Below are 17,302 nucleotides of genomic sequence, written 5' to 3'. Positions count from 1 at the left end.
CGTTATCAATAAAACTCAAGATATGATTTGATTTCCCAGTCGGAGACATGGCGCATATATTCGACCCATTCCATATGCTTAACTTTAAGGAATTCATCGACCACATCACCCAATGCGTCTTTTAACACCGTGTCTTGTTCTAGCGCGATTAGTGCCTCGTGCAGGTTTTGCGGCAGGGTTTCGATACCCATTTCTTTGATTTGCTCTTGGCTAAAATCATATAGGTTTTCGTTAATTGGATCTGGTGGTGTGATTTTATTCTCAATCCCGTCAATCCCTGCGGCGATTACTGCGGCGGCGGCAAGATATGGGTTGCAAGAACCATCGGCAAGGCGCATTTCAATCCGGCCACCAGGAATACGAACCATGCAAGAACGGTTATTATCGCCGTATGAAATATAGGCCGGCGCCCATGTTGCCCCCGATAGAGAACGACCGACTACAAGGCGTTTATATGAATTCACACTTGGCGCACAAATTGCCGATAATGCCTTGGCATGTTTTAAAATCCCGCCGACAAAATGATAGGCCAGTTCGGATAAATCGAGGCCATTTTTATCTGATTTGTCTTCAAATAGATTGCCTTTGCCACCAATCGGACCAAGCGAGATATGCATATGCATACCGTTACCAGGGCGGTTGGAAAATGGTTTCGGCATGAACGAACAAACAAGACCTTGTTCACGTGCAATTTCCGATGCCGCCATTTTAAAGAAAACATATTTATCCGCAGAAGTTAGGCATTCATCATAGGTATAATTAATTTCAAACTGACCATTGGCATCTTCGTGATCGATTTGATAAATATCATAACCAATAGGTTTTAAGTCACCCACCAATTTTTCAACAAAAGCACGCGCCGCAGAAAGACCTTTGTAATCATAACAAGGTTTTGCAAGGGTATCCCCATCATCAAACGGGGCAATCGTGCCATCTGGATTTTTCTTTAATAATGAAAATTCAGGTTCTAACCCTGTAAACATTTCATAACCAAGTGCCGCGAGTTTTTCACGCTGTGCCTGTAAAACAACGCGCGTATCAATGTGCCATGGTTTATCCTGCACATGACCATCGCAAACCATACGGGCAAAACCTTTTTGCCATGGTACAAGCGATAGCGTGCTAAGGTCGCCCTTTGCCATGAAATCAGGGCTATGGGGTGCAAGACCAAGACCCCAAACCGCAAAACCAGCAAAGCCAGCACCAACATCCAAAATATCTTCCAAATGATCGGCTGGCACCGCTTTGGTTTTTGCCACGCCGTGAATATCGACAAATTGCGCGAGAATGAATTTTACGTCATTATCAGCAATGAATTTCTTTGCTTCCACAAGGTTCATAGATCGCCCCCGATTTCCAAAAGTGTTTTGAATAAATATGCGCCATAGGTGGGGTCGCAATAAATGCGCACCTTTGGCAAACCCGCCTCCTCTGATAGTAATATTGTCACGCCGACACCCACCATTGAGGTTAGAAACAAAGGTAAGTCTTTTGCATTGGCTTTGACAAAATCAATTGCGCAAGATTGGGATAAAATCTTGTAAATTGCCTCTCCTTCAAGCAATAAACAACAATCCTGACGCAAAACTTGATAAGCTTGAGTAGGTTTTGGAAGGTCGTAAAATCTGCTTACGCCAACCCCCTCAAGCAAATATTCACTTATCCCAAGACGCATGATAATTTTATCATTATCAATTATCGCCGTATTGTACTTTTCCGGTAGTTTTACGCCTTGGGATTTTAAAAATTCTTCTGCACCCTTGCCCTTGATGCCAAATTTTTCTGCATTTGAAATGTCTTTAATAATAAGACCTTCTTTGGCAAATTCAGTGGTGGTTATATTTTCAAATGATAATGGTGAAATCATTATGCCACCCCTTTTTGATTTAGGTTTTCAGGGTCATAAAATGGGGTTTGCGCGATATTTGCCGCAACAAATGTTCCATCACTAAAACGGATTTTGATTTCATGGCCAATTTGTGCAAGCTCTGGCTTTATGTGGCAAAGCCCAATTATTTGCCCCAATTTCGGTGATTTGGTGATGGATGTAATCCGCCCCGCAATTTCGCCTTCGTGTATTATAAGGTGGCATTCCTGGGGTGGCGCACCCTCATAATCTTTTGGCAATACAAAGCCTGCTAAAACCTGTTTTTGTGGCTTTGAATTGATGATTTTAAGGCTGCGTTGACCGATAAAGAATGGCTTGTCCATTCTAACCGCCCAATCAACGCCGGCGTTATAAGGTGTAGAAAGCCCATCAGTATCTTGACCGATTATTATATGCCCTTTTTGAAGCCTTAATACCCTTTGCGCCTCAACGCCGAACGGAGTTGCACCATCATTTATGAAAGCGTCCCAAACTTTATGAACTTCTAGTGCAGGTGCATGGATTTCATAACCCAATTCACCAACAAAGCCTGCGCGAATTATGCGGCACTTAACCCCAGCAACAAATGCTTCGCGATAGCCCATAAACGGAAAATCATCCAAATCTAAATCGGTAAATTTGCCCAATATTTTTTTGGAATTTGGCCCCGCAAGATTTATTGCACCGAAACTTCCAGTATGGTTCACAATCCCGCAATCAAGTCCCCAAATCATATTAAGGCGGCTTAATTCGCGGTAAATAGTCGCCGCACCTGATGTTGTAGTAGTGAAATAGAAATGATCTTCCGCGAGGCGGGCAATGATGCCGTCATCGACCACTACACCAGTCTCATCACAGGCAACGCCATAACGCGCCATTCCGGTTTTCAAACCCTTGTATTTTGAAATATAAACACGTTCCAAAAATTCTGCGGCATCAGGGCCAATTACTTCTAGCTTGCCCAATGTGCCAACATCAATAATACCGACATTTTCATGCACAGCCATCACTTCGGCGTTTATTGCATTTTGGCGCGTCACACCAACACGGGCATAATATTCTGGTCGCTGCCAATTGCCGGCAAGCATAAAAATTGCATTCAAATCCCCATGCCGTGAATGTAATGGGGTTACGCGGTTTGGAGAGAACCCGCGTCCACCCAAATGCTTCATCGGCACGGGGTGATAGAACGGCCTTGCAGTTGTTGTACCGACTTCAAATGGTGTTTTATTTGTAAGGCGCGCCAAAACCCGCAAGCCATTCATATTGGAATGTTTCCCCTGAGAAGGACCCATGCCATTGGTGGTATAGCGTTTCAAAAGTTCGATATTGTCAAAACCTTCTTGAACCGCATTTTTAAAGTCTTTTAATTGCAAATCTTCATCAAAATCGACAAAAGTTTTGCCCTTTTCATGCTCTACAATTGCCCAAGGATGATTTGGTTTTTGGGTTTCTGGCAATGATTTTGGCAATTTTATTTTGGAATTCTTGACAAAATTTACGGCATTTATGCCTGCGATTTCACCATCAATCGCACGGGTTTCATAGGTATAATTGCCATTTAATTTCCCACATGAAAAAACCGAATTTGGTAAAACATCGGGAATAAATTGAGAGCGCGCATCATCAAAGCGCATTTTGGTATTTGCCTGATATAAAAGATTCAAAGCAGGCGCAAATCCAGTTGCCATAACCACGCCATCACACGCAATTTCTGCCTTTAATGCACCAGCAAGACCATCATTAAATTCATGGATTTTTACGCCAATAACATTTTTATCTTTGCCGGATTCGGCCTCATAAATGCAAGAACCGGAGTAGATAGGGATGTTTTTTGCGATAAAGTCATTTAGGAGTGGCAATTCATCGCCACTGCGTAAATCAACAATTGCCTTTATATTTATACCATAATCAATCGCCGTTTTAGCGGCCTCATAACCATAATCATTGGCAACTAAAAACACAGCATCATTAATTGTTTTGACCGAATATAATTTCAAGAGCCGTAAGAAAGCACCCGCAAGCATTATATTTGGTAAGTCATTATTTCTAAAAACTGGTGGCTGTTCAAATGCACCACTTGCCACAATCAAGGTTTTTGCGCGCATTTTGGTCATATGGGTTTTGTGAACCAATGCCACCCAATTATCGGCATAATAACCCGCCGCATAGCAATCTGTGAAAATGCGGATATTTGCAGCTTTGGCACGCTCGATTAAATCATTTGGAATATTGGTATAATTAATGCTGCCGCCAATTTGCGGGTTTTCATCAATCAATACGACATCAAGGCCATTTTCTGCCGCAGCCAACGCCGCAGATAATCCCGAAACACCGGCCCCAACAACCAAACAATCGCAAAATCCGTAATCTTTGGAAGTTTTAATTTTTGGGGTTTTAAAATCAACATTGCCCAAGCCAGTCATAGTACGGAACATTTTTTCCCACATTGGAAACAATGCCTTGGTATGGAAGGCCTTATAATAAAAACCAACAGGAAGGAATTTTGAAAAACGCCCTAAAATACTTGCTTTGTCTTTTTCAACACCGCCAAAGGTATTGACGGCTTTTAATTTCATTCCATCTTTTACTTTGGTAACATCTGCACGGATATTTGGAATAAAATATTGCCCTGAAACATCATCAACAATCACATTCATATCGTGATTAGCAAAAGATGAAACGCTGCGCGGGCGGTGATATTTAAATGATCGCCCAAGAATTTTCACCCCATTCGCAAGCAAGGCACTGGTGATGGTATCACCTTCGAAACCATTATATTTTTTGCCTTCAAATGTAAAAGTAACTGATTTATCGCGATTGATAATTTCAGAGGCTTGTGGGGCTATTCTCATTTTGCGCCCCCTTGGTAAAGATAGGTTGTTAAAATTGTGTCGGTTAAAGTATCGCGTTCAGCAACAAACCAAGTGTTTGAAGGGCTATGGCACCAAAATTCTTTTTTAACCCCCGGTGCGCCATTTTTATTGAACACATAATCCGACCATTCCTCATCGCTACAAGTATCAGGATTTGGCGGTGTTTTTATTGCGCCCCAATAGTAAAACTCGGAAATTGGTCTTTCACCATTTATTGGGCAGGTCATAATTTTCATGTCTTACCCCTCCCCTAATGTCCGACCGAAGCCGCGCCTTTTTCACCCGTAAGCTCATAATTTTTGAAGCGCTCGGACGAAAATGCTGTGATTAACTCATGTGGTTTATCATTGGCGATTGTGTATGCCATTGTCTTTCCAGAAATTGGTGTTGCCTTAAAGCCATAGGTTCCCCAACCGGCATCAAGATAGAAACCATCAATTCGAGTTTTGCCCATAATGGGGGCAAAATCAGGCGTCATATCCGCCATGCCGGCCCATTGACGCATTACCTTCACCTCTGACAGGAATGGAAACATATCAAGCATTTGCGCACTTAACCCTTCTGGGAAATCGAGGGTGGATCGGGTCGAATGCACCTCATATGGGTCAAGCGATGCACCCATTACCAATTCACCGCGTGATGATTGAGAAATATAAATATGCAAAGAACCTGAAACCAAAATTGTATCAAGCCACGGCTTTAAAGGTTCTGAAACCATTGCCTGAAGCGGGTGGATAAAAATTGGCGTATCGATATCAAGCATTTTTAGAATTCTTGGGGTTGAGCCAGCCGTTGCCGATAAAACCTTGGTGGTTTCGATATAGCCCTTGTTGGTTTTTACGCCGCAAACTTTGCCGCCTTTGGTATCAATACCCAAAACTTCTGTGCGCTGGTGGATTTCAACGCCGCGCATATTTGCCCCACGACCATACCCCCAAGCCACAGCATCATGACGCGCCACAGAACCAGGGGCATGGTATAACGCCCCCATAATTGGGTGATGCCCGCATTGTAAATTAATCATAGGCGCATGTTTTTTTACAAAATCAGGCCCAACAACTTCGGAATCAATGCCATAATGCTTATTTACTTCTGCCCGCCAACGAGAGGTGCGCATTGCCGCATCAGTGTGCGCAAGGGTAAAGTGACCGCGATTTGAATAAAATAGGTTTAAATCAAATTCGGTTGATAAATCTTTCCAGAGTTCGAGGCTCTTATCATAAAATTGTGCCCCTTCTGGTGTCAGGTAATTTGAGCGGATGATAGTGGTATTACGTCCTGTATTACCACCACCAATATAACCTTTTTCAAGAACGCAAACATTGGTTATGCCAAAATCACGGGCAAGATAATACGCACATGCAAGACCATGACCACCGCCACCGATAATCACAACATCATATGATGATTTTAATGCGTCGGGTGCATCAAACATCCTTGGTTCTGGGTGCTTTTTGGAAAGCCCAAATCTTAACAATCGCCAAGGCATGTTTTGCACCCTTTCATCATCTGAAAACTACCGTTTTATTGCCAAGGATTAGAACACGGTCTTCGATATGGTAACGAAGCCCACGCGCAAAAACCTGTTTCTCAACATCTTTGCCATAACGAACCATGTCTTCTGGGCTATCGGAATGATCAATTCTTATTACGCTTTGTTCAATAATCGGGCCTTGATCCAAATCCGCAGTTACATAATGGCAAGTAGCACCCACCAATTTCACCCCTTTATTATAGGCTTGGGTATATGGTTTTGCGCCGACAAAACTTGGCAAGAATGAATGGTGGATATTGATAATCTGCCCTGGATATTTGGCACACATTTCGGGCGACAAAATTTGCATATAGCGCGCCAAGACCATGACATCGCCTTTAACATCTTCAAAAATATCCATGACTTTTTGATACGCCTGAACCTTGTTTTCAGGTGTTACCGGAACATAATGAAATGGGATTTTATGGAATTCAACAAGTTCACGGAAGGTTTCATGATTGGAAATAACGCATGGGATTTCAACATCAAGCTCCCCCGAACTCCAACGACCAAGAATATCGTATAAGCAATGTTCAAGTTTTGAAACCAAAATCACAACACGTTTTTTAACTGCGCTGTCGGTTAATTTCCATTTCATATCAAACTTTACCGCAATTTCAGCAAAACCGGCCTTGAAGGTTTCAAAATCTATATCAAGGCTATCGGCCAAAATTTGCTGACGCATGAAATAGGTATTTGTGCTTTCATCTGAATATTGCGCGGCCTCAGTAATCCACCCTTTATGAGAGGCAATAAAATTACTTACGGCGGCAACAATGCCAACAGTATCAGGGCATGTTAATGAAAGTGTATAAAATCTTTTAGTCATTCTGGTATTCCTTTTTCGGCAATACCTTCATGCCTTTTATAAACTTATGTGCAATGCAAATTTGCATTTTACGCAACCCTGTGAAACAATAGTGAACAATATGAAACAGGTTTTCCACACGGGTTTATCTGTGTCAATTATTATTTCACACAAGGAAACATTTATTCCTGTGGATATTTTTGGGTTACATATGACAAATACTGATGCAAGCGGAAATTTAGAGAGATTTTTAGGCAATACAATCAAAGACTTACGCCAACAACACGGCCTTACAATTGCCGAAGTTGCCGACCGTGCGGATATAAGTCGTGGCATGTTGTCAAAAATCGAAAACGCACAGACTGCTACCTCTTTAGACACATTGTCTAAATTAGCAGCAGCATTAGGGGTATCACTTTCGGCACTTTTCAGAAATTTTGATAATAAAGCCGGCGGTGCGCAACTTGTAAAAAAGGGTGAAGGCATGGAAGTGGTACGGCGCGGCACAAAGCGCGGTCACACCTATCACCTATTATCTTATGACCAAGGTCCAACCAAGCATTTTGAACCATTTCTAATCACAATTGATTCTGAAAGTGAAACTTTTCCTGCTTTTGAACATCCAGGAACCGAATTTATATATATGCTTGAAGGCAAGTTACAATATCGCCACGGCGAAGAAACCTATGTCCTTGAGCCGGGTGACAGCCTCACCTTTCGGGGCGACGTACCTCACGGCCCCGACAAGATGATGCAAGTTCCAATAAAATTCATAACTGTGTTGATGTACCCTCATGAAGATTAGTTTGTTATAATCTAGAATTCTCTAGTAAGGCCAAATTCAACTCTTTGCCTATTATATTTATATAAAGTGATATTGGAATCACTATTAGAAAAGTTCAAAGATATATACGGATGTGATCCAAACCAAAGCCAATCACGCTTTGAAATTTTCGCATTAAATTCCGTAACTTTGTCGCTACGTGCAACGCCATACGCAAATGAAGCCGCATCAAATTTTCGCTCATTATAGCTAATTTGAGATAAAGTAGTTGTATTAAGTGGGGTATTAAACAATTTCCCTACACTTACGCCAAATTGATTATAATTTTCTGAATCGACATCAGTATAATTATTGCCAAAAGCAAATGAATAGAAATGGAATGATGAATTATTACTATATTTGGTTCTCGTAAAGCTAAAATTATTATACCAACCCGAACGGTAATCGGAGAATAAATCCTTGCTGTGATACCCCATATAATCGAGCCGCCAATCAGTATTTTTTATAAATTTATCAAAAGAAACTCTGAGCCCTGTTGATTTTTCAAAAAGTTTCCCATCAATCCATGATTGCCAATATTCAGGCCCAATTGATATCAAATATTCACCAGCATTAGAAAACTCAAGTCCAGCATAAGTTTCAAGCCTTAAAAGGTCGGCATTATGCCCTGGGGCATCTGTATAATCATAATTACCGGAAAAATTTAAAGAGGTTCCATTATTGATTCGTTTAACAAACTCAGAACTACCATTTAAACCAAGCGCTACTCCACTCTTCCTCCTCGCATTATCATCAAGACTGAATGGCAAACCAAATATATCAATATATTTTTCATTAGTTGCTGAATTGTAATTGCTATCAGGAATAATGGCTATAGTTGCATTATATTTGATAGTACGACGGCGGTTAATTGCGGCAAGACGCTTATTTGCCATTTCAACACGCAATGCATCAAGATTGCCTGAAAGCGCCATTCTATAAGCTAACTTAGCTTCTTTATCTCTTTTATTCCGATAATGAAGTTCACCTATCTGAAATCTTGCCAAGGCATCATCTGGGTGACTTGCCAAGTGTCTTTCAAGCAAGATGATGGTTTCATCATCCATGCCCAATTCCATCATAAGCTGCACCTTAAGCCGCAACCCCTCATCGGTTTGCAGCATAGATTGTGAACTATTTAATAAATCTAGCGCTTCTCGATATTTTCCATTAATCACCAAGATTTTTATGGTTGCCGCCAAAGCACCATCCCCCTGAAGGATTATCTTTGTATTAGCTGGCTCCACCGCCTGTGCATTGCAATTACTTGCCATACATACACATAGGACAACAGCCAATAAGGCAATATTATCTTTAGAAGAGATTTTTCTGAACCAATTCAAATCCACGAAATTAGACTATTTCTGACGACTCATTGCACCGGCACCAGTAATATAAGCCCCCTTGGCCGGATCGCCTAATTTATAAGTCAGACCTACCTCCTTGGGTTCTTTTCCTTTTTCCCCGAAGAAGGCACCATTAACATTGCCGCTTACACCTATTCCGCCGCCACTAACTGGACCTGTAATAGCAGAACCAGAAAAAGTTGATGAACCAGAAATAATACTAGCACTAAAATTAAAATCTAATTTCTCACCTAAATTAACAAGTTTTCCATTTGCGTCCATAAATCGAAAATTAGAAGTGTAGCCATTTATTGCACCTGTACCGAAATTAGCAGTCATATTTATATCACTTGCGGTACTATATAACTTTGTACCATCTGCAATTCGGTACATACCACGCGTTCCACCTGCAAACGACGCACTACCGCTTGTCGGCATATCACTTGCTTGCGTCTGTCGGCCATAAACCATAAAACCAATTTGCAATTGGGTGTCGCTAACCTGACGGTCAAATTCAGCAACTTGAACATAATCAAGTGTACCACTTAATGAGTTAGAAACATCATAAAGATATATATAATTATTATAGCCATTTTGTAGAGAAACTTGAGCTTTATAGTTGCCTAAAACGTCACTTAAACCAATTAACCCTGTAAATGATTGTTTATAGTCAACGCCGTTTATTTTGTATGTAATTGTATAAACGTCATCAGTATCGCTGCTAGTTGCGCCTGGGTCAACTTCAACGGATACATCACTCGCAACATTGTCTAGATAAGTTGAAAACACAGGATTTGCAGAGCCTGGCGCAGAATTTTTTACATTCAGCAATGCAGAAGGACCATAAAATGTTTCTGCAACAGCCAAACACTCTCCGGCAATACATCCCGGCGCAAGTGGAGGTGGTGGTGGCGGAGGTGGCGGCGGAGGCGGAGGGGGTGGAGGTGGTGACGGTGGCGTAGCATTAGGGTTATTCCCCGCCACCCCAGCGCCAGCCATGTATGTGCCAGATATTGGGTCACCTAATAAATAGCTCATTCCAACTTCATCAGGAGCTTTACTCTTTTCGCCAAAAAATGAGCCGGTAACCAAACCATCAAGCCCAATTCCACCATTTCGGCTTTTTGCAGTACCTTTAAAAGTACCATCAGATGCAGTTAGTGATGCAGTGAAATCAAAATCAAGATTTTCACTCAGATTGGCAAGTGTATAATTACTACCTAAACCACCATTTCCACTATACCAAGTTTTAAAATTTGTTGCGGAGCCATTAATCGCGCCACTTGCAAAATTCGCCTGCAGCCATAAATTACTAGTTGTCGAGTAAAAAGCACCAGAACTTTTGTAATATTCACCGAAAGTTGTTCCTGCAAAAGTTGCGTTTCCAGTTAGCATAGCAGGCGTAAAGGCACCTGTTTGCATTCCGAAGACCCCATACGCACGACTATCTTGAGGCCAATGGTTTTCATATCTGATGAAAGGGAAAACATAATCAAAGTCACCGCTTTCACTAGTTTTGGCGTCAATCCAATTTACCTCGACAAAACCGCAATATTGTATAGATAAATTACATGAATAGCGTCGGCCACTTAATGGGCCAAATACTTGGGCGTCATATGATTTTCCCATAGGAATATTATTTGCTAAAGCTGTTTTATCTGGTGTACCATTTTGGTCGTAATACCAAATAAATGATTCATCATCCCAAGCAGTCGAAGAACCCGGTGTAAATTCAATTTTATTAGCAGATTTTTCTGGACCAGATATCTCAGCGTAATAATTACCTTTGTAATTTTTATTGCTGCTTAGAATTATTGACGGCCCCTGAAGTACAATACCTGCTGCAGCACAGGCTATTGACCCCGGCTTGGTGGCACAATCATTCGCACCAAAACCTTTATTAGCAACCACTGGCGGAGGTGGGGGCGGTGGCGGGCTTACAATTGTTGATCCGCCTCCGCCACCGCCTCCTCCGCCACAACCGGCAAGAGGAAGAATCATACCAACAAGCGAAATTCCAACAAACTTTGTTTTTTGCACACAACACCTATAAAATCAGAAGTTGCGAGCTTAATATTACATAAAATTCATACTTGCAATCTTGGATAGGATAAAAAACAGTGAGGTGTACAAATTGTCACATCGGCATTTATAATTATTTTCCGGTACGATAAATTTTAAATTCCCACGGCCTTAATTCAAGTTGTTGGTTATGGATAATTTTATCCTGATTACCATCTAAATCATAATAATCGCCAAGATAAAAATCATCATGCAGAGTTACTTTTGCCAGCTTTGCAGAAAAGTTGAACACGCCGACAACCTTGTTTGCATCCTTTTTACGAAGGAAAGAAAAGACCTGTTGCGGGTTATCATTTTCAATTTTTATCATACGCCCGCCGAATTGTGCGCTTTGCAATGCCGGATTGGCGCGTTTAATTGCCACCAGCTTGGGAAACAATGCAGTAACATCGCAATCACCCCATTTGATTTCATCTTTTTCAAAGAACGCAAGACGTTTTTTATTGCATGCCTCTTGACCATTATGGATAAGCGGGATGCCTTCACCAATAAAACTCAGGGCAATGGCGGCGGGTAAGGCATCGCCAAATGCCTCATAGCCAGTACCTTCCCATGCGTTTTTGTCATGATTTTCAGTAAATACCATGCGCATTGTGTCTTTGGGCCATGCACTTTCATTGGCGGAATAATAGCCATAAAGTGAGGTTGCGTCACTTTTGCCATGCGCGATGTTTTCCATCGTATTATACCAATCCCAAGCATAGGTCGCATCAAATGCCTTGCGATGCAGAGAGATATCCTGCCACTCACCCAACATGAATACGGGCTTGATTTTATCAAGTTTAGCACGGGCAGTATCCCAAAAATCAACAGGAATATAACCCGCAACATCGGCACGATAACCATCAATCCCATAGTTTTTAACCCAATAAACCATGGCATCGGTCATATATTTGCGTAATTCTGGCTTGGAATAATCAAGATCGATAATATCAGACCAATCCCACCAAGGTGTTGGGTGGTAATTACCCTTTATGTCACGCTCCCACCAATCGGGATGTTTGGTAACCATAACATTATCCCACGCAGTATGGTTTGCCACCAAATCAAGGATAACATGCATTCCCAATTTATGCGCCTCATCAACAAAAGCCTTTAGGTCTTCTTTAGTGCCAAATTCGGGATTAACCGCAAAGTAATCACGCACTGAATAAGGGCTTCCTAAGGTGCCTTTGCGATTCTTTTCACCGATTGGATGAATTGGCATCAACCAAACAATATCAACGCCCATTGCCTTTAGGCGTGGCAATTGCTTTTGCGCGGCCTTGAATGTGCCTTCTTTTGTGAAATTGCGGGTGTTTAATTCGTAAATCACCGCATTACGCGACCAACTTGGGTGCGTAATTTCAACATACGGTTTGGGCTGGTAATCTTTTAGATCACCGGCATTAGCAAAATTAGTTGAAAGGGCAATCGCACCAGCAAGAATTGGAAGTATAGCGCGTTTCATTACACTTCCTCCTTGATACGTAGCATTGATACCGCCGCCAAAAACATTACGCCGGCGGCAAAACCCATTGTATAAATCGGATCGTGCGGGAAGAAATGCTTCAAAATTGTTCCCATCACAGTCGCGACCAATAATTGCGGCACAACGATGAATACATTGAACAAGCCCATATAGATGCCTAATTTTTGCTGTGGCAGGGAAGATGCCAAAATTGCATATGGCATGGCAAGAATTGATGCCCACGCAATGCCAACACCAATTTCAGAAACTATTAAAAGGTTTTGATCTTTTATGAAAAAGAAACTGAGATAGCCAAGCGCACCAAATAGAAGGCAAATCATATGGGTTTTAACTTTGCCAAATTTATCCGATAATTTTGGCAATAAAAACAGTGCTGCCAATGCCGCAACGCCATTATAAACAGAAAATAAAATCCCAACCCAATTTCCAGCATCATTGAATGCTTTTGTTGCGGTATCAACGGTTCCGAAAACATTTTGCGCAACAACTGGTGTTGTATAAATCCACATAATGAAAAGCGCCGACCATGAGAAAAACTGCACCAATGCCAGTTTTTTCATAATGCTTGGCATACCTGAAAAATCACCAACAATCTGACTTAGGGGATTTGATTTGCCGCTCTTTTCGAAGAAAATCGCAATCATTCCTAAAATTGCATAGGTAATTAAAAGACCACCTAGTAACAAAACCTCTTTTTCAAGATTAAATTTTAATACCGCTATAATTACTGCAACACCCGCCAAGGCAAATGGTGAATACGCCATATAATTCTGGTTTAGTTTTGGTGCTTCATAATGGTTTTCATCACTTTTAAATGATTCCATTTCTTCGGGGCTATATTCTTTTGTGGTTATCACCGTCCAAAGTACGGCCAAGAAAATTGCAATTGCGCCAAACCAAAAGCTGAACTTAACGCTATCAGGAATTGTGCCATTAGCCGCTTCATTGGAAACCCCAAGATGGCTAAGGAGATAAGGAAACATTGACCCCACGACTGCGCCCGCACCAATAAAAGCTGTTTGGATTGCATAGCCTTTGGTATGTTGGTTTTTATCAAGCATATCACCAACAAAAGCACGGAACGGCTCCATAGAAATATTCAGTGATGCATCAAGCATCCACAACATCATCGCCGCAAACCACAAAGCAGGAGCAAGCGGCATAACAAACAATGCAATTGTTGCCAAAATCGCACCGGCCAAGAAATACGGGCGGCGCCGACCTAATTTGCCCCATGTTTTATCCGAAAAGTGCCCAATAATCGGCTGTACCAACAAGCCAGTTAACGGTGCGGCAATCCACAATGCCGGCAAATTATCAAGACTTTCGCCAAGGCTTTGGAAAATGCGGGACATATTGGCATTTTGCAGGGCAAAGCCAATTTGAATCCCAAAAAAGCCGAAAGACATATTCATCAATTCAGCAAGCGTTTTTTGCGGTTTATTCAATTTCCTCTCCTTAGCATATTATAATTATGTGTTTTATTTTAATTATTAAACAATGGATACAAAAGCCAATTATTTTTAGCAAGCATCTTTTGCAAATTTTTGCAAATATATATTACCATTTAAACCTAATTCTGCAATACCAAACAAAACCACAACAAAATTCTGGCAAAAATACATAGTATTTGACAAATTCCTCTAGACATTTTATGAAAATATCGTAACATACAGCAACTAATTTTTGCAAATTTTTGCAAAAGGCACAAAAGATGCCGAATTTGCCAAAAGTTACAAACTGGGAGTGAGGAATGAAAATCAATCAACGTCACGTTAAACGTGCGGGCATTAAACCGTATTTGCTCGCAACAAGTGCAATAAGCCTAATTTCATTTGGCTTTGTTGCAACCGCTTCAGCACAAGAAGCAACCGATCCAAAAAAAGATGATACTGTTGTTGTGGTAACTGGTATCCGTAAAGGTATCCAAGACGCCATTTCTGCAAAGAAAAGATCTGTACAGATTGCAGAGTCAGTTTTTGCCGAAGATATTGGTAAATTGCCAGACAACTCAATCGCAGAATCAATTGCCCGCCTTCCTGGTATCGCGGCGCAACGTACAAATGGTCGCGCGCAATCACTAAGCCTTCGTGGTCTTGGCCCTGATTATACTGTAACCACACTTAATGGTCGTGAGCAGGTTTCAACCAATGACAACCGTTCAGTAGAATTTGACCAATACCCATCTGAGCTTATCAACGCTGTATTAGTTTACAAAACTGCGAACGCATCAATGGTAAACCAAGGTATTGCTGGTACTGCAGACCTACAAACCGTTCGCCCACTTACAGTTGGCAAAAGAATTATCGCTGTTAATGGTCGCTATGAGAAAAACAGCGAAAAGGCAGCGCTAGGTGGCTACAAAAATACTGGCAGCCGCTATGCCGGTACATATATTGACCAATTCCTAGATGGAACCTTTGGTATTGCTCTTGGATATGCGCACACTGAATCTCCGTATCAAGCAACCAAAGATGAACCTTGGGGCGATGGAAACCTTGCCAGCATGAATGGTGCATTCCTTCCAGGTGGTCAAAAGAACCAAGTACAGTCTTCAAACCTTAAACGCGATGGTTTTATGGGCGTTTTGGAGGCAAAACCATCAGACAAGTTAAGAGTTGTGTTTGACGCATACCATTCAGAATTTGAAGAATTGCAACAAATCGCACGCCTTGAATATCCATTGGCTTGGGGCGGCGCAACACTAGCATCTGGAACCCTTTCTTCAGACGGCAAATTCTATGATTCAGGTACTTTCACCGATGTTAAGGTTATTGTTGAAAACTACGCAAACCGTCGTAAATCAACCATCAATCAAGTTGGCTTAAATCTTTCATATGATTTGACCGATAAATGGACCGTTGATTTTGATGGCAACCATCAAGAACTTGATCGCGAAGATTTAATTCTTGAATCTACTGCCGGCACAGGACCAGATGGCGCTGGCGCGACAGATACAGTTAAATTTGTTCGCGGTGCAAACAATTCATATAATTTGACTGGTGCGGTTGATTATTCAAGCTTTAACACAGTGGTATTAACCGACCCTAAAGGCTGGGGTGGTGCTGTTGGTCGTGCTGGTTACGTTAAAAACCCAACCGTTAACGATGATATGACCGCAACCAAACTTTCACTAACCCGCAAGTTTGAGAATAAGTTCATCGATAAAGTTACTTTTGGTGTCAACAAAACTGAACATCGCAAAGATAAACTAAACGTAGAAGGCGCAATCTTGCTTCCTGGCCTTGCATCAAGCGCAAGCGTGCCAACCCAATATAGAAAAGGCGTTACCGATGCGTCATTCTTGGGCAGCTCAACCGGAATGATTGCTTATGATTCACTTGGCATGTGGGATAGTGGCTATTTTGGCTTCTCCCAATTTGAAGGTGATAATAACAAGAAAAATTGGTCAGTTGATGAAACCATTACAACCACTTTCATCATGGCAAACATCAATACTACATTGGGTAGTATTCCTGTAACCGGTAACATTGGCTTCCAAAGCGTTCATGCCGACCAAACTGCGGTTTCAGCATATGTCAACAATGGCGCAACATCTTATTTTGTTGACGGAACCAACTATACAGACAATCTGCCTAGCTTGAACCTTAACTTTGATCTTGGCAATGATTTGAAAGTTCGCTTCGGCGCAGGAACTACAATTGTTCGCCCACGTATGGACGATATGTCTGGCGGCGTTGGTTATAGCGTTGCATCCAACAACGCACCATACGTTGACGGATTAGGTAACGTTTATTACTGGAACGCAGATGGTGGAAATGCAAAACTAAAACCATGGAAATCAACCAATTACGACCTTTCTGTTGAAAAATATTTTGGTCGCAAAGGTTATGTTTCTGCGGCGATTTTCTACAAAGACCTATCTTCGTTTATTTACAGACGCTCTGTAGTTTACGACTTTACCGGTGTAACACTACCTCAAAACTGCTCTACAAATTGTACGCAAGCTGACGCAAATAGAATTGGTATTCTTTCCGGCCCAGCGAACGGTCAAGGTGGCTACATCCGTGGTATAGAAGCAACCGCATCACTTCCACTTGATATGGTAACCCCAATTCTTGACGGTTTTGGTGTCACGGTTTCTGGCTCGTTCAACGATTCTGCAATTGACCCAAGCGGCACAGGCGATGTTGACGTACCAGGGCTTTCAAAACAAATTATCAACACAACTGTTTACTACGAGAAAAATGGATTCTCAGCTCGTATAAGCAATCGTTATCGTGGTGATTTTGTTGGCGAAGTTCCTGATTACACCAACTCTTTGCAAACCCGTAATGTAAGAGCTGAATCAATTTATGATGCCCAAATAAGCTACACATTACAAAGCGGCCCTGCAAAAGGTTTAAATATCTTGTTGTCAGGTGCAAACTTAACCAACGAACCATTCTTTATGTATCTTGGCGACAACGTTGTTCGCGAAGAGAAATATGGTGCAACATATATGGTTGGTCTAAGCTATAAATGGTAATTGACC

Annotated in this window: 12 protein-coding genes; 2 read left to right on the top strand and 10 right to left on the bottom strand. The window is 41.6% G+C overall.

Annotated elements, in window-relative coordinates:
• Positions 1-5 precede the first annotated feature (5 nt).
• The 6 genes from glnT to purU are packed head-to-tail and all read right to left on the bottom strand — an operon-like array spanning position 6 to position 7,106.
• Positions 6-1,340, bottom strand: coding sequence for a type III glutamate--ammonia ligase (glnT, locus tag KXV15_RS03900; protein WP_240006845.1), 1,335 nt, complete (start codon positions 1,338-1,340; stop codon positions 6-8).
• Positions 1,337-1,867: a hypothetical protein gene (locus KXV15_RS03895; protein WP_240006844.1), complete on the bottom strand. Its 531-nt coding sequence runs from the start codon at positions 1,865-1,867 to the stop codon at positions 1,337-1,339. The genes glnT and KXV15_RS03895 overlap by 4 nt, the downstream gene beginning before the upstream one ends.
• The gene (locus KXV15_RS03890) at positions 1,867-4,722 is read right to left on the bottom strand and encodes an FAD-dependent oxidoreductase (protein ID WP_240006843.1); all 2,856 of its coding nucleotides are present in this window, start codon (positions 4,720-4,722) and stop codon (positions 1,867-1,869) included. The genes KXV15_RS03895 and KXV15_RS03890 overlap by 1 nt, the downstream gene beginning before the upstream one ends.
• Positions 4,719-4,979, bottom strand: coding sequence for a sarcosine oxidase subunit delta (locus tag KXV15_RS03885; RefSeq protein WP_240006842.1), 261 nt, complete (start codon positions 4,977-4,979; stop codon positions 4,719-4,721). The genes KXV15_RS03890 and KXV15_RS03885 overlap by 4 nt, the downstream gene beginning before the upstream one ends.
• A 14-nt stretch (positions 4,980-4,993) precedes the next feature.
• Entirely contained in the window at positions 4,994-6,232 is a 1,239-nt protein-coding gene (locus KXV15_RS03880; protein ID WP_240006841.1) for an FAD-dependent oxidoreductase, read from the bottom strand.
• 16 nt (positions 6,233-6,248) lie between these two features.
• The gene (gene purU / locus KXV15_RS03875) at positions 6,249-7,106 is read right to left on the bottom strand and encodes a formyltetrahydrofolate deformylase (RefSeq protein ID WP_240006840.1); all 858 of its coding nucleotides are present in this window, start codon (positions 7,104-7,106) and stop codon (positions 6,249-6,251) included.
• Between the two features lie 190 nt (positions 7,107-7,296).
• Between purU and KXV15_RS03870 the strand changes: the two genes are divergently transcribed.
• Positions 7,297-7,890 carry a helix-turn-helix domain-containing protein gene (locus KXV15_RS03870; protein ID WP_240006839.1) on the top strand — a complete coding sequence of 198 codons (594 nt, stop codon included), beginning with the start codon at positions 7,297-7,299 and terminating at the stop codon, positions 7,888-7,890.
• A gap of 11 nt (positions 7,891-7,901) precedes the next feature.
• Here KXV15_RS03870 and KXV15_RS03865 read toward each other — a convergent pair whose 3' ends face one another.
• From KXV15_RS03865 to KXV15_RS03850, 4 genes are all read right to left on the bottom strand, one after another.
• A complete protein-coding gene (locus KXV15_RS03865) occupies positions 7,902-9,182 on the bottom strand; it encodes a surface lipoprotein assembly modifier (RefSeq protein ID WP_240006838.1) in 1,281 nt (426 codons plus the stop codon).
• A gap of 84 nt (positions 9,183-9,266) precedes the next feature.
• Positions 9,267-11,294 carry a transferrin-binding protein-like solute binding protein gene (locus KXV15_RS03860; protein WP_240006837.1) on the bottom strand — a complete coding sequence of 676 codons (2,028 nt, stop codon included), beginning with the start codon at positions 11,292-11,294 and terminating at the stop codon, positions 9,267-9,269.
• 115 nt (positions 11,295-11,409) lie between these two features.
• A complete protein-coding gene (locus tag KXV15_RS03855) occupies positions 11,410-12,786 on the bottom strand; it encodes an alpha-amylase family glycosyl hydrolase (protein ID WP_240006836.1) in 1,377 nt (458 codons plus the stop codon).
• Positions 12,786-14,255 (bottom strand): MFS transporter, encoded by a 1,470-nt coding sequence (locus tag KXV15_RS03850; RefSeq protein ID WP_240006835.1) that lies wholly within the window; start codon positions 14,253-14,255, stop codon positions 12,786-12,788. Before KXV15_RS03850 ends, KXV15_RS03855 begins: the two co-directional genes overlap by 1 nt.
• A gap of 305 nt (positions 14,256-14,560) precedes the next feature.
• Between KXV15_RS03850 and KXV15_RS03845 the strand changes: the two genes are divergently transcribed.
• A complete protein-coding gene (locus tag KXV15_RS03845) occupies positions 14,561-17,296 on the top strand; it encodes a TonB-dependent receptor (RefSeq protein ID WP_240006834.1) in 2,736 nt (911 codons plus the stop codon).
• Positions 17,297-17,302: the final 6 nt, after the last annotated feature.

Source organism: Pseudaquidulcibacter saccharophilus (genome assembly GCF_019455445.1).
GTDB lineage: Bacteria > Pseudomonadota > Alphaproteobacteria > Caulobacterales > Aquidulcibacteraceae > Pseudaquidulcibacter > Pseudaquidulcibacter saccharophilus.
Note: the sequence above shows the minus strand (reverse complement) of the source record. Positions and strands in the feature narration are given on the sequence as shown.

What these genes read in the sequence shown, in the direction of transcription:
- glnT (WP_240006845.1), bottom strand. Translation starts at nt 1,340, where the DNA reads ATGAACCTTGTGGAAGCAAAGAAATTCATTGCTGATAATGACGTAAAA.
- KXV15_RS03895 (WP_240006844.1), bottom strand. Translation starts at nt 1,867, where the DNA reads ATGATTTCACCATTATCATTTGAAAATATAACCACCACTGAATTTGCC.
- KXV15_RS03890 (WP_240006843.1), bottom strand. Translation starts at nt 4,722, where the DNA reads ATGAGAATAGCCCCACAAGCCTCTGAAATTATCAATCGCGATAAATCA.
- KXV15_RS03885 (WP_240006842.1), bottom strand. Translation starts at nt 4,979, where the DNA reads ATGAAAATTATGACCTGCCCAATAAATGGTGAAAGACCAATTTCCGAG.
- KXV15_RS03880 (WP_240006841.1), bottom strand. Translation starts at nt 6,232, where the DNA reads ATGCCTTGGCGATTGTTAAGATTTGGGCTTTCCAAAAAGCACCCAGAA.
- purU (WP_240006840.1), bottom strand. Translation starts at nt 7,106, where the DNA reads ATGACTAAAAGATTTTATACACTTTCATTAACATGCCCTGATACTGTT.
- KXV15_RS03870 (WP_240006839.1), top strand. Translation starts at nt 7,297, where the DNA reads ATGACAAATACTGATGCAAGCGGAAATTTAGAGAGATTTTTAGGCAAT.
- KXV15_RS03865 (WP_240006838.1), bottom strand. Translation starts at nt 9,182, where the DNA reads ATGGCAAGTAATTGCAATGCACAGGCGGTGGAGCCAGCTAATACAAAG.
- KXV15_RS03855 (WP_240006836.1), bottom strand. Translation starts at nt 12,786, where the DNA reads ATGAAACGCGCTATACTTCCAATTCTTGCTGGTGCGATTGCCCTTTCA.
- KXV15_RS03845 (WP_240006834.1), top strand. Translation starts at nt 14,561, where the DNA reads ATGAAAATCAATCAACGTCACGTTAAACGTGCGGGCATTAAACCGTAT.